This window comes from Pseudomonas lini (genome assembly GCF_001042905.1).
Lineage (GTDB): Bacteria > Pseudomonadota > Gammaproteobacteria > Pseudomonadales > Pseudomonadaceae > Aquipseudomonas > Aquipseudomonas lini.
On the sequence record NZ_JYLB01000001.1, the window covers coordinates 837,672 to 849,685 of the forward strand.

Annotated in this window: 12 protein-coding genes; 5 read left to right on the forward strand and 7 right to left on the reverse strand. The window is 59.6% G+C overall.

What is annotated here, in order from left to right:
- Position 1 precedes the first annotated feature (1 nt).
- The 3 genes from TU81_RS03690 to fdnG are packed head-to-tail and all read right to left on the reverse strand — an operon-like array spanning position 2 to position 4,662.
- On the reverse strand, positions 2-655 hold the full coding sequence (locus TU81_RS03690) for a formate dehydrogenase subunit gamma (protein ID WP_048393439.1): 654 nt from the start codon (positions 653-655) through the stop codon (positions 2-4).
- On the reverse strand, positions 652-1,596 hold the full coding sequence (gene fdxH / locus TU81_RS03695) for a formate dehydrogenase subunit beta (RefSeq protein ID WP_048393441.1): 945 nt from the start codon (positions 1,594-1,596) through the stop codon (positions 652-654). Before fdxH ends, TU81_RS03690 begins: the two co-directional genes overlap by 4 nt.
- Positions 1,597-4,662: a formate dehydrogenase-N subunit alpha gene (gene fdnG / locus TU81_RS03700; protein ID WP_151152198.1), complete on the reverse strand. Its 3,066-nt coding sequence runs from the start codon at positions 4,660-4,662 to the stop codon at positions 1,597-1,599.
- 371 nt (positions 4,663-5,033) lie between these two features.
- On the opposite strand from fdnG, the gene TU81_RS03710 reads away from it, so the two are divergent.
- Positions 5,034-6,188: a MalY/PatB family protein gene (locus tag TU81_RS03710; RefSeq protein WP_048393447.1), complete on the forward strand. Its 1,155-nt coding sequence runs from the start codon at positions 5,034-5,036 to the stop codon at positions 6,186-6,188.
- A 78-nt stretch (positions 6,189-6,266) separates the two neighbouring features.
- Here TU81_RS03710 and trbK read toward each other — a convergent pair whose 3' ends face one another.
- Positions 6,267-6,440 (reverse strand): entry exclusion lipoprotein TrbK, encoded by a 174-nt coding sequence (trbK, locus tag TU81_RS03715; RefSeq protein ID WP_080772170.1) that lies wholly within the window; start codon positions 6,438-6,440, stop codon positions 6,267-6,269.
- A gap of 195 nt (positions 6,441-6,635) precedes the next feature.
- Between trbK and TU81_RS03720 the strand changes: the two genes are divergently transcribed.
- The gene (locus TU81_RS03720) at positions 6,636-7,493 is read left to right on the forward strand and encodes an SDR family oxidoreductase (protein ID WP_038983329.1); all 858 of its coding nucleotides are present in this window, start codon (positions 6,636-6,638) and stop codon (positions 7,491-7,493) included.
- A gap of 119 nt (positions 7,494-7,612) precedes the next feature.
- Here TU81_RS03720 and TU81_RS03725 read toward each other — a convergent pair whose 3' ends face one another.
- The 3 genes from TU81_RS03725 to TU81_RS03735 are packed head-to-tail and all read right to left on the reverse strand — an operon-like array spanning position 7,613 to position 9,106.
- On the reverse strand, positions 7,613-8,059 hold the full coding sequence (locus TU81_RS03725; protein ID WP_038983330.1) for a DUF421 domain-containing protein: 447 nt from the start codon (positions 8,057-8,059) through the stop codon (positions 7,613-7,615).
- Positions 8,060-8,066: 7 nt separating this feature from the next.
- A complete protein-coding gene (locus TU81_RS03730; RefSeq protein WP_048393449.1) occupies positions 8,067-8,585 on the reverse strand; it encodes a hypothetical protein in 519 nt (172 codons plus the stop codon).
- A 17-nt stretch (positions 8,586-8,602) separates the two neighbouring features.
- The gene (locus tag TU81_RS03735) at positions 8,603-9,106 is read right to left on the reverse strand and encodes a CinA family protein (RefSeq protein ID WP_038983332.1); all 504 of its coding nucleotides are present in this window, start codon (positions 9,104-9,106) and stop codon (positions 8,603-8,605) included.
- A gap of 168 nt (positions 9,107-9,274) precedes the next feature.
- Here TU81_RS03735 and TU81_RS03740 point away from each other — a divergent pair, with 168 nt between their 5' ends.
- The 3 genes from TU81_RS03740 (at position 9,275) to TU81_RS03750 (ending at position 11,989) form a co-directional block, all read left to right on the forward strand.
- A complete protein-coding gene (locus tag TU81_RS03740; RefSeq protein WP_038983333.1) occupies positions 9,275-9,886 on the forward strand; it encodes a Yip1 family protein in 612 nt (203 codons plus the stop codon).
- Between the two features lie 55 nt (positions 9,887-9,941).
- Positions 9,942-11,288, forward strand: a complete 1,347-nt coding sequence (locus TU81_RS03745; protein ID WP_038983334.1) for a cation:proton antiporter — start codon at positions 9,942-9,944, stop codon at positions 11,286-11,288.
- A gap of 224 nt (positions 11,289-11,512) precedes the next feature.
- Positions 11,513-11,989, forward strand: coding sequence for a hemerythrin domain-containing protein (locus TU81_RS03750; RefSeq protein WP_038983335.1), 477 nt, complete (start codon positions 11,513-11,515; stop codon positions 11,987-11,989).
- The last annotated feature ends 25 nt before the right edge of the window (positions 11,990-12,014 follow it).

The window sequence follows — 12,014 nt, forward strand, 5'->3', positions numbered from 1 at the left end:
GTCATCCTTTTTTGGTGATCGGTCGCTCAGGCGTTTCGTCACCGGTCACTTCCCGGTACCAGAGTTCATGGTGTTTTTTCGCCCAGGCGCGGCTGACCCTGCCACGCACCATGGCGTGGACCGAGCCGCGAATCCAGATACCGGCATAGACGTGAACGATGATGCTCAGCACCAGGATGAACCCCGCCAGCGCATGCAGCAGCATCGCCCAGCGAATACCGGTGATGCCGAAGTACGCGCTGAACCAGGCACGCCAGATCACCAGCCCGCTGAACAACAGCACCAGCATGCAGATCAGCAACACCCAGAACAGTAGTTTCTGCGCCGGGTTGTATTTGCCGATCGGCGGCACGCCCTCCTCATCGTTGCGCATGACAGTCCCGACGCGCCTGAGCCACAACCGGTCGTTGGCGCTGAAGTAATTCGCCCGCCAGAAACTGAACACCAGGCCGAGGAACAGCACAAACATCGCCACGCCCATGTACGGATGCAGAATGCGCGTCCACGAACCGCCGCCAAACAGGTTGCTGAGCCAGAACAATCCCGGATGGAACAAGGCCAGCCCCGACAGCGCGGCCATGAGAAACAGCATCGCCACCAGCCAGTGATTGGTGCGCTGGTTGGAGGTGTAGCGCAGGATCGGTTTGTCGTTCATGGCCTGTCCTCCCCGCCGGGTTTCGTCGGATCAAAGGTGTGCACCGATGGATCGAATTCATGCACCGCTGGGTCGACGATGACTGGATGTTCGTCCTCCTCGACCAATTGCGGCCCAACGCGCACGTAATGGAAGAAACCGGCCAGCACTGCCGCGCCCATGGCCAGCAACGCCAAGGGTTTGCTCAGGCCTTTCCACAGGTCGACCAGCGGACTGATCGCCGGGTGATCCGGCAACCCGGCATACAACCTCGGCGTGTCGGCATGGTGCAGCACATACATGACGTGGGTGCCGCCGACGCCTGCGGGGTCATACAAACCGGCGTTTTCGAAACCGCGACTCTTGAGGTCGACGATACGTTCGGCGGCGTGTTCTTTCATGTCTTCCTTAGTGCCGAAAACGATGGCGCCGGTCGGGCAGGTTTTCACGCAGGCCGGCTCCAGCCCCACCGCCACCCGGTCCGAGCACAGCGTGCATTTATAAGCCTTGTGATCCTTTTGCGAGATGCGCGGAATGTTGAATGGGCAACCGGTGATGCAATACCCGCAGCCGATGCAATGGTCCTGATCGAAGTCGACGATGCCGTTGGCGTGTTTGATGATCGCCCCCGGGCTCGGGCACGCCGCCAGGCAGCCTGGCTCGGCGCAGTGCATGCAGCCGTCCTTGCGAATCAGCCATTCGAGGTTACCGGCGTCGGTTTCATGCTCGGTGAAGCGCATCAAGGTCCAGGTGTCTGCGCTGAGGTCTTGAGGGTTGTCGTAAGTGCCTAGGTTGTGACCGACATCGTCGCGTAGCTCGTTCCATTCCGAGCAGGCGACCTGGCAGGCCTTGCAGCCGATGCACTTGGTGGTGTCGATCAGCTTGGCCACTTCCTCTTGCGTGCGCACCGAAGGCGGCACGGTGGTGGTGGCCGAACGGGCGATGATGTCTTGGCTGGCCATTTAGACTTTCTCCACGTTGACCAGGAATGACTTGGATTCCGGGGTCTGTGTGTTGCCATCGCCGAGGAACGGCACCAGGGTGTTGGTCAGGTAACCGTGACGGGTGGCGCCGGTGAAGCCCCAGTGCAACGGGATACCGATCTGGTGCACCACCTGATTGTTGACCTGCAGCGGACGAATCCGCTTGGTCACCACCGCCACCGCTTCGATATGCCCGCGCTTGGAGCTGACCCGCACCCGGTCACCGGCAGCAATGCCTTTCTCCTTGGCCAGCACCTCGCCGATTTCGACAAACTGCTCAGGCTGGGTCACGGCGTTGATCGGGCAATGCTTGGTCCAGAAGTGGAAGTGTTCGGTCAGCCGGTAGCTGGTCGCCGCATAAGGGAAGTCCTTGGCCTGCCCGAGGGTGTCCCAGACTGAATCGAAGATCCGTCCGGCCGGGTTGCTGGTCGCCTGCTTGTTGTTGGGGTGCATCGGGTTGATGCCAATGGGCGTCTCGAACGGCTCATAGTGTTCCGGGAACGGCCCTTCGTTCATCTTGTCGAGGGCGAAGAAACGCGCCACGCCTTCGGGGTTCATGATGAACGGGTTCATTCCGGCTTCCGGCGGTGCATCGGCCTTGTAGTCGGGCACGTCGGTGCCGGTCCAGACCTTGCCGTTCCACCACACCAGCCGCTTGTTCGGGTCCCACGGTTTGCCTTGAGGGTCGCAAGAGGCGCGGTTGTAAAGGATCCGTCGGTTCATCGGCCAGGCCCAGGCCCAGCCCAGGTTCTGCTTCATGCCGAACGGGTCGCTGTTGTCACGCCGGGCCATCAGGTTGCCCTGCTCGGTCCAGCTGCCGCAGAAGATCCAGCACCCGGACGCCGTGCTGCCATCGTCCTTGAGTTGGCCGAAGCCGGACAGTTGCTGACCGGTCTTGATCACCGCGCCCGAGGCGTCAGTGACATCGGCGACGGCGTAACCGTTGAATTCCCGGGCCAGCTCTTCCGGTGTCGGGTCATCGGGTATCTTGTAGGGCCAGTCGAGCTTGAGGATCGGCTCGGCCCAGGCACCGCCATTGGCCTGGTAACGCTTGCGCAGGCGCAAGAACAGCTCGGCCATGATCTTCACGTCCGTGCGCGCCTGCCCCGGGCCATCGGCCCCCTTCCAGTGCCATTGCAGCCAGCGACCGCTGTTGACCAGCGAACCGTTTTCTTCGGCGAAACAGGTGGTGGGCAGACGGATGACTTCGGTCTGGATCTCGGCCGTTTGCACATCGTTGTAAGGCCCGGCGTTGCGCCAGAACTCCGAGGTTTCGGTAGCCAGTGGGTCCATCACCACCAGCCATTTGAGTTTGGCCAGCGCCTTCATTACACGGTTCTTGTCCGGCAAAGCGGCGATCGGGTTGAAGCCCTGGCACATGTAGCCATTGACCTCGCCCTTGCCCATCATGTCGAACATTTTCAGGATGTCGTAGCCGGGAATGTCCAGCTTGGGCAGCCAGTCGTAGCCCCAGTTATTCTCAGCGGTGGCATTGGCGCCGTACCAGGCTTTCATCAGGCTGACGTGGAACTTGCCGTAGTTCTGCCAGTAAGACATTTGCCCCGGACGCAGCGGCTTGAGTGCGCGCTTGGCGATGTAGGCGTTGTAATCCTGTTCGGTCTCGGCCGGCAGGGTCAGGTAACCGGGCAACAGGTTGGACAGCAAGCCCAGGTCGGTCAGGCCTTGGATGTTGGAGTGCCCGCGCAGGGCGTTGACGCCCCCGCCCGGCATGCCGACGTTGCCCAGCAGCAGTTGCACCATGGCCGCGCTGCGGATCATCTGCGACCCGGTCGAGTGCTGGGTCCAGCCCAGCGCGTAGAGAATCGTCATGGTTTTGCCCGGTTGCGAGCAGGTGGCGATCTCTTCCCAGATTTTCTGCATCGCGTCCACGGGCATGCCGCAAACCTGACTGGCCAGCTCCAGGGTGTAGCGGCTGTAATGCTGCTTCATTAATTGATAGACGCAGCGTGGGTCTTGCAAGGTCGGGTCGACTTTGGCGAAACCGTCCTCGCCGATTTCATAGCCCCAGCCGGACTTGTCGGTGTAAGTGCGCTTGCTCGCGTCGTAACCGCTGAACAAGCCGTCCTCGAAACCGTAGTTGGCCTTGACGATGAACGACACGTCCGTATAGGCGCGTACATATTCGTGCTGGATCTTGTCTTCGGTCAGCAGGTAATTGATCAGCCCGCCCATGAAGGCAATGTCGGTGCCGGTGCGGATCGGTGCGTAATAATCGGCCACCGAGGCCGTACGGGTGAAACGCGGGTCGACCACAATCAGCCGCGCCTTGTTGTGGGCTTTGGCTTCAGTCACCCATTTGAAACCGCAAGGGTGCGCTTCGGCGGCATTACCACCCATCACCAGAACCAGATTCGCGTTGGCGATATCGGTCCAGTGGTTGGTCATGGCACCACGGCCATACGTCGGGGCAAGACTTGCCACCGTCGGGCCATGTCAGACACGTGCCTGGTTATCAAACCCCAGCATGCCGAGACTGCGAATCACCTTGTGGGTGATGTACCCCGCTTCGTTGGACGATGCCGACGCCGCAAGGAAACCGGTAGTCAGCCAGCGGTTCACCGTTTGCCCCTGGGCGTTCTTCTCGATGAAATTGGCGTCGCGGTCGGCCTTCATCAGGTCAGCGATGCGATCCAGCGCTTCATCCCAGGAGATTCGCGTCCACTCCGTGGTGCCGGGCTTGCGCACCTGCGGGTACTGGAGACGGCTGGGGCTGTGAATGAAATCGAGCAGGCCTGCGCCTTTGGGGCAGAGGGTGCCGCGATTGACCGGGTGGTCGGCATCGCCTTCGATGTGGATGATGCTCTGGGCGACATTCTTCGCGTTGTCGCCCTGGCTGTACATGATCAAGCCGCACCCGACCGAGCAGTACGGGCAGGTGTTGCGGGTTTCATGGGTATGGGCGAGCTTGAAATGACGCACTTGTTCGGCGAAAGCGGGCGTCGGGGCCATGCCCAGCGCGCCGAGGCTTGAGCCCGCAAGGCCGAGACCAGCGACCTTGAAGAACTGACGACGGTTGAGGTCCATCGTGCACTCCTGATCAGGTGGAAACCCGGTGCGTTGGCCGGGTTTTTCTAGACGATCACGGTGACGGCAACGGAACTACCGCCACTTTAAACTGTAGACAATGCTGTTTTGTGCTGTGGAAAAACCGACCGTCGGGTAATACCGCAAGCCAGCCGGACACACAATTAATGTGGAAGCGACCTGTGGCGAGGGGGCTTGCCCCCGTTCGGCTGCGAAGCAGTCGTAAACCCTATACATGCGATTTGATTTTGAAATGCCGGGGGCGCTTCGCACCCCAACGGGGGCAAGCCCCCTCGCCACAGGTCGCTTCCACAGAGGTTGGCGCTTATCATGGCCGCCGGATTAACCCCCTGCCTTTTATGAGACTGAGCATGACTTTCGATTTTGATCAGGTGTTCGACCGCCATGGCACCGGCAGTACCAAGTGGAGCCGCTACCCGGCCGACGTGTTGCCGATGTGGGTCGCCGACATGGACTTTGCCGCGCCGCCAGCGATCATTCAGGCGCTGCAACAACGCCTGGAACACCCGATGCTCGGTTACAGCGTGGCGCAGGATGACTTGCGTGACGCCATCGTCGCCGACCTGTGGCGCAAGTACGCCTGGCGTGTGCAACCTCAGGAGCTGGTATTCCTGCCGGGTATCGAGTCGGGTTTCAACATGGCCCTGCATGCGCTGGTTCAGCCGCAGCAGAACGTGGTCGTGCAAACGCCAAACTACCCGCCGCTGCGCCATGCACCGAGCCACTGGCAGCTGAACAAAGTCGAACTGGACTTCGACGCGTTGACTGATGGTACGTATGCGACGCCGCTCGATGCCTTGCGCGAGGCGCTGCAAGGGGGCGGCGCGCTGCTGCTGAGCAACCCGCATAACCCGCTGGGCAAGGTCTTCCCGCGTGAGGAACTGCAAGCGGTCGCCGACATTTGCCTGGAGCAGGACGCCTGGATCATCTCCGACGAGATCCATTCCGAGTTGTGCTTCGACGGCCGCGTACACATTCCGACCGCCTCGCTCAGCCCAGAAATCGCCAAGCGCACCATCACCCTGATGTCGGCGAGCAAGGCCTACAACATCGCCGGTTTGAAGACGGCGTTCATGATCATCCAGGACGCGACACTGCGCCATCGGGTCAACAACGCCCGCTGCGGCATGGTCGACAGCGTCAACCCGCTGGGCCTGGAAGCCACCCGCGTCGCCTACCGCGAAGGCGGCCCGTGGCTGACCGAGCTCATGGCCTATCTGCAAAGCAATCGGGATTATCTGGTGGAAGCGGTTCGCACGCGGTTGCCGGGTGTGACCATGAACATCCCTCAGGGCACTTACCTGGCGTGGCTCGACTGCACGGCGCTGGGGCTGGATGACCCGCAGCAATTCTTCCTCGAGCAGGCCAAGGTCGGGCTGAGCGCAGGGCTGGATTTTGGCGATAACGCCCAGCAGTTCGTGCGCTTGAACTTCGGCTGCCCGCGAGCGCTGCTGGAGGAAGGGATCGCGCGGATGGAGCGTAGTTTGCGTAACCGCCAGGCCTGACACCCCAGGTTGATACCGAAAACCCGATGCCTGTGCATCGGGTTTTTTATGGGCGATAGGCGCAGTATCGAATCCCGTTCAAGGCGTTATGCGCTCCATGCAAGCCTTGATGAAGGCTTCCCGCTTCTGATCGTCCGGCAGCTTCATGAAGTTTTTCGGCTCGCAATTTTTCTCATTCACTTCGTATTTGCTTTCACAGCCTGCGAGACATGCCAACGATAGTGCCAGTGCAACGAGCGATTGAGTATTCATGAGCAACTCCTCATCGAGTTTCTTGCATCGCATTGAGCCTAACTCATGAGTTGAGTGTATGCAGGAACAGCGAACTCTCCTCTTGCGCTAAACCCGTCGGAAGTCCAACCGAACTCAAGACAAAAGACCGGGGTCAACCCTCAACGAGTGCTTGTGGCGCTTGAGTCTTTTGCCTTGAACAGAGGAGATTTCCCGATGACTGACTATCCAAAACCACCCTTCCCGAAACAAAGCCAGCCAGTCCCCGGTGTTCAAACGAAAATGGACCCTTACCCCGATTGTGGCGAGCAGAGCTACAAAGGTTCGGGTCGGCTGGAGGGCAAGATTGCCCTGATCACTGGGGGCGACAGCGGCATCGGCCGTGCGGTGGCGATTGCATTCGCCCGGGAAGGCGCGGATGTGGTGGTTGCCTACTTGAATGAAACTGAAGATGCGCAGGAAACCGCGCGCTGGGTCGAACAGGCCGGTCGTCAATGCCTGCTGCTGCCTGGCGATGTGGCGCAAAAAGCGCACTGCCAGGCGCTGGTGGACAAAACGGTCGAGCGCTTTGGCCGGATCGACATTCTGGTCAACAACGCCGCGTTCCAGATGACCCACGAAAACATCGAGGACATCCCGGACGAAGAATGGGTGATGACCTTCGATGTCAACGTCACGGCCATGTTCAGGCTTTGTCAGGCCGCGCTGAAACACATGAAGCCCGGCAGTTCGATCATCAACACCAGTTCGGTCAACTCCGACATGCCCAAGCCGACATTGCTGGCCTACGCGACCACCAAGGGCGCGATTGCCAACTTTTCCGCCGGCCTGGCACAGATGCTGGGACCAAAGAACATCCGGGTAAACAGCGTGGCGCCGGGGCCGATCTGGACGCCGCTGATCGTCTCGACCATGCCCGAGGAAGACGTGCAAAACTTCGGATCGCAAACCCCGCTCGGCCGTCCCGGTCAACCGGTGGAAGTCGCGCCGATCTATGTGCTGCTGGCCTCGGATGAAGCCAGCTACATCACCGGGCAACGGTATGGCGTCACGGGCGGCAAGCCGATGCTCTGAAGCTACTAGCGTGGCCTGCGTTCGGCCCCTGTAGGAGCCAGGCTTGCCGGCGAAGGCGCTCTTAAGGACGCCTTCGCCGGCAAGCCTGGCTCCTACGAAAAGCGGTTCATTCGCTTAAGTCAGGGCTCTTGAGCAATCACCGAAATCTTGCCATTGCGCTCGATGATGGCGAATTTGATCTGCTCAAGGGTTTCAATGCCCTGGCTCGAACGCGCAGCCTCCATGACATCTGCTTCCACCAGTCGCGCATGGCGCAGGCGTTTGTGCAGAAGTTTGCCGTTTTCGACAATGATCGTCGGCCCGCCATCGATCAGCCGCTGCACCCATTGCGAGCGCTGTTTGAGCAGTGAAAGCCCGACGTCAATGGCAATCAGCGTGATGATCACCAGTATGGAATTGGTCAGGGAAAAATCATTGCCCAGCAACGCTTGTTGGGTCGCCTCGCCGATGATCATCAGCAGCACGAAATCAAACGTCGTCAGTTCGGCCAGCGAGCGCCGACCGGCGATCTTGAACAGCACCATCAACGCCAGGTACATCACGGCCGCGCGCAATACCGAATCCATAAGTCACCTAAGGGAAAATGAATTGATCCACCTTGACCGAGGCCGCACCGGGCGAGGCGATATGGCTGCGGAACAGACCCAGCCCCTCGCCACGCAAGGTCAGGTAAAGACTGGCCTGCCCTTGCGCGTCCGTTTGTACCCACAGTTTCATGCCCTGCTCGCCACTGAGTGCACGCACAGGCTCTGGTTGCAGGGTTTCGATTTCGAAGCCCTCCAACAGTTTTCCGGTCAGTTCCAGCTCAACCGTGGCATCCGGCCGGCCGATCACACTGACCTTCATCGGATTGGTCGAGCCATGACGGTGGAACATTTCGTACTCCACCCGTACCTTGCCATCGCTGCCGTGAACGTCCCGGGAGCTGAGCGGGCCACGCGAAAACAAGCCGAGCAAGGCCAGCACCACCAGCAGTACCATCACGTACCAGCCCCAGCGCTCGAATCGCCAGACCTTGACCTGATACGCCATGTCTTCGCGCACCGGAAAGTCGCGGCTGTGGTATTCGGTGCGGCGAGATTCGTCTTTCATTGATTTACCTGATCTTTTCACCGCTCATATTCACCAGCTAGCGCACGTTTATGAAAAAACGAGATCCGCTTCAAGGCATGTTCTGCGGCCAATAACTGGACCTTGCTGCGGGATCCGTAAAAGCGATGCTGTTGAGTGAATACACACTTTCCTTGCTCAGTCTGGTAGGCCCAGGCAAAACAGACGGTGCCTGCCGGAATCCCGTCTACATCCTCTGGCCCCAGGATACCGGTGGTGGCCACGGCGACGTTGGCGGTGCTGTCGAGCAAGGCGCCCAAGGCCATTTCGCGAGCGACTTCACAACTGGTCAGGTTGAAGGTTTCGATCGTATGGGGGCTGACGTTAAGTAAGCGTTGCTTTGCTTCGGAAGAATAGACCACGTAACCGCTCTCGATCAGGTCCCCGCTGCCCGGCACTTCGGCCAGCAAGGTCACGATCTTTCCGGCGGTACAGGATTCGGCGGTCGTCAGTCGCAGGTCGTGTTGGCGCAAATATTCGACGACGGTTTGGCTGACGTTCATGACAAGGCATCCAGGCAAGAGGAACTGCTCGGTTGACCTTCGACGCTGGCAAACATTCCCTCGGGCAGACCGCCCATGCCCCCGATAAAAAATGAACCCCCGGCGATGGATGCACCTCAATACTTTTAGGGGCCCCTATGCCGGGCCGCTTGCTATCTGGAGGTCGTCATGTCCGCACCTTTCGTCAGGCTGTTCACTCAGCCCAATTTCGTCTGGACAGATATTCGCAAGGAAGAGGAAGCGCATCCGCGCCATTACCTCGCTCATTTGCTGTTGCTCGCCTTGATTCCCGCCGTATGTCTGTTCATCGGGACCACCTACGTCGGCTGGAGCCTGGTCGAGAACGAAACGGTCAGGCTCACCACCACCAGCGCCCTGCAACTCTGCGGGCTGCTGTACCTGAGCATCATTGTCGGCGTGGTGCTGATGGGGCTGTTCATCCGCTGGATGTCGCGAACATTCGACTCACGCCCCAACGTCAATCAGTGCATCGGTTTTGCCGCCTATACCGTGACCCCGTTTTTTCTCGCGGGTATCGCCGGGCTGTACCCCAGCCGCTGGCTGGCGATCACGGTGCTGGGGGCCGCCTCTATCTATTCGACGTTCCTGCTGTTCGTCGGCTTGCCGATTTTCATGCACGAACGCAGGGAGCAAGGCCTGCTGAATGCGGCGAGCCTATGGGGTGTCGGGCTGTTGGTACTGGTGACTATCCTGGTGGAAATGATTTTGCTCTGGTCCAACTATCTGAGACCTGAGTACTTACGCGTGACCGGCGTTTGACTGTCCTGAGCCCGCGATCCTTCGACGGTCTACGGCACACCTCCGAGAACCGGGCATGAGCTTCATTGTATGGGTGGCGGTGTTGGGGGCGGTGCTGCTGACCCTGGCACTGACCTCGTCCTATCTGCGCTGGATGCCGGTGACCACCTCGGCGGTGTGCCTGGCACTGGGCGTGGCGATCGGTCCGGCGGTCCTGGGCTTGCTGAAGCTGGACATCAAGGACGCGGCGATCTGGATGGAGCACCTGACGGAAGTCGCGGTGCTCTTTTCGCTGTTTGTCTGCGGACTCAAATTGCGCCTGCCGCTGAAGGATCTTCGATGGCGGGTGGCGTTCGGCCTGGCAGGACCGGTGATGATCTTGACCATCATTGGCGTCTGCCTGCTACTGCATTACGGTTTTGCCCTGGCCTGGGGGCCGTCGCTGCTGATCGGGGCGATTCTGGCCCCCACCGATCCGGTACTGGCCTCGCTGGTACAGGTCAACGACGCCAGGGATTACGATTCGGTGCGTTTCGGGCTCACCGGTGAGGCGGGGCTCAACGACGGCATCGCCTTCCCCTTCGTGATCCTCGGTTTGTTGTTTGTGCAACAGAGCGGCAATAGCGACGCCTGGCTCGGTGAGTGGGCATTGAAAAGTGTGCTGTGGGCCGTGCCTGCCGGTTTGTTCATCGGTTACTGGATGGGCCATGGCATCGGTCGCTTGACCTTGTCGATGCGCATCCGCAATGCCGACAGCACGATTTCTCCCAACGATTATCTGACCCTGGCCCTGATCGCCCTCGCTTATGTCGCGGCCGAGGAGATACATGCCTATGGCTTTTTGTCGGTATTCGCCGCCGGCCTGGGGTTGCGGCAGGCCGAAGTCAAATCCACCGGCGACGCGCGGATCCCCGCCGAGCATCTGGTGCAACCGGTGGTCGGCCACCAGAACGTCGAACCTGCGGCTGCCGTCCACGGCGACGTGACGAACTTGGCAGAAACCCAAGTCGCGGCGGGCATCATGATGGGCGACATGCTGGCATTCGGCAGTCTGGTGGAACGCGCCATGGAAGTGTTTCTGGTCACCCTGCTGGGCGTGGTGCTGGTGGGCCATTGGGATTGGCGAGCGTTGGTGGTTGCACTGGTGTTGTTCTGTGCCATTCGCCCCTTGTGTGTATGGCTCATGCCGTGGGGGCGCTTGCTCGACGGTCGCCAGCGGCTGTTGATCGGCTGGTTCGGGATTCGCGGGATCGGGAGCTTTTATTACCTGTTCTACGCCTTGAACCATGACCTCGGTCCGGCGGCGGCGACGCTGTGCACCGATCTGACATTGTCGGTGGTGGCGCTCAGTATTCTGGCGCATGGCATCAGTACTCAACCGATGCTGGCCCGTTATGAGCGGCGCAATCAGAAGGACGTCTGACGGTTTCCTTGGCGAAACCATTCCTTCGGTCAACCTGCACTGAACAGCAATGGATATTCATGCAGGTTGCACGACAAACGCCATCTCAAATCAATTACAACCATCTGTTTTTACTGGCTTTTTATGGATTTTTGAAACAGGCACGGGAAATGCTCCAGCAGTGTGAGCGACAACGGCAGGAAGACCGTTTGCGCCTGACCCGTGACTAAACAAGAGGTTTGACCATGAACGCCATTGACCTGTTGAAAGCCGACCATGAACGCGTAAAAGGCATCCTGGCCCAGTTGAGCGAGTCCACCGAGCGTGGGGTTAAAAAGCGCACTGAGTTGCTGGCCAAACTGGAAATGGAAATCAAGATCCATACCCGTCTGGAAGAGGAAGTCTTGTATCCGGCGTATAAAAAAGCCGGGGGCAAGGAACAGGACGTGATGTATTACGAAGCCAAGGAAGAACATCGCACCGTCGATACGCTGGTGCTTCCAGACCTGAAAACCACTGATCCTTCCACCCTCGAATTTGCCGGTCGAGTGAAAGTGGTCAAGGAGTTGCTGGAACATCACATTGAAGAAGAGGAAAAGGAAATGTTTCCTCAGGCCAAAAAGCTACTGGGCAAAACGACACTCGACGAATTGGGTGCGGAGATGGAAAGCCTGAAAGCCCGCTACAAAAAAGAGCTGGGCGCGCCCAATCTCGCTGCTTGATAGCGGTGAGTTAAGACGCATACCC

Excerpts from the sequence above, each read along its gene's own strand:
- TU81_RS03745 (WP_038983334.1), top strand. The coding sequence starts at position 9,942 with ATGAGCTTCATTGTATGGGTGGCGGTGTTGGGGGCGGTGCTGCTGACC.
- TU81_RS03690 (WP_048393439.1), bottom strand. The coding sequence starts at position 655 with ATGAACGACAAACCGATCCTGCGCTACACCTCCAACCAGCGCACCAAT.
- TU81_RS03735 (WP_038983332.1), bottom strand. The coding sequence starts at position 9,106 with ATGAACGTCAGCCAAACCGTCGTCGAATATTTGCGCCAACACGACCTG.
- TU81_RS03710 (WP_048393447.1), top strand. The coding sequence starts at position 5,034 with ATGACTTTCGATTTTGATCAGGTGTTCGACCGCCATGGCACCGGCAGT.
- TU81_RS03740 (WP_038983333.1), top strand. The coding sequence starts at position 9,275 with ATGTCCGCACCTTTCGTCAGGCTGTTCACTCAGCCCAATTTCGTCTGG.
- TU81_RS03725 (WP_038983330.1), bottom strand. The coding sequence starts at position 8,059 with ATGGATTCGGTATTGCGCGCGGCCGTGATGTACCTGGCGTTGATGGTG.
- TU81_RS03730 (WP_048393449.1), bottom strand. The coding sequence starts at position 8,585 with ATGAAAGACGAATCTCGCCGCACCGAATACCACAGCCGCGACTTTCCG.
- TU81_RS03720 (WP_038983329.1), top strand. The coding sequence starts at position 6,636 with ATGACTGACTATCCAAAACCACCCTTCCCGAAACAAAGCCAGCCAGTC.
- fdxH (WP_048393441.1), bottom strand. The coding sequence starts at position 1,596 with ATGGCCAGCCAAGACATCATCGCCCGTTCGGCCACCACCACCGTGCCG.
- TU81_RS03750 (WP_038983335.1), top strand. The coding sequence starts at position 11,513 with ATGAACGCCATTGACCTGTTGAAAGCCGACCATGAACGCGTAAAAGGC.
- trbK (WP_080772170.1), bottom strand. The coding sequence starts at position 6,440 with ATGAATACTCAATCGCTCGTTGCACTGGCACTATCGTTGGCATGTCTC.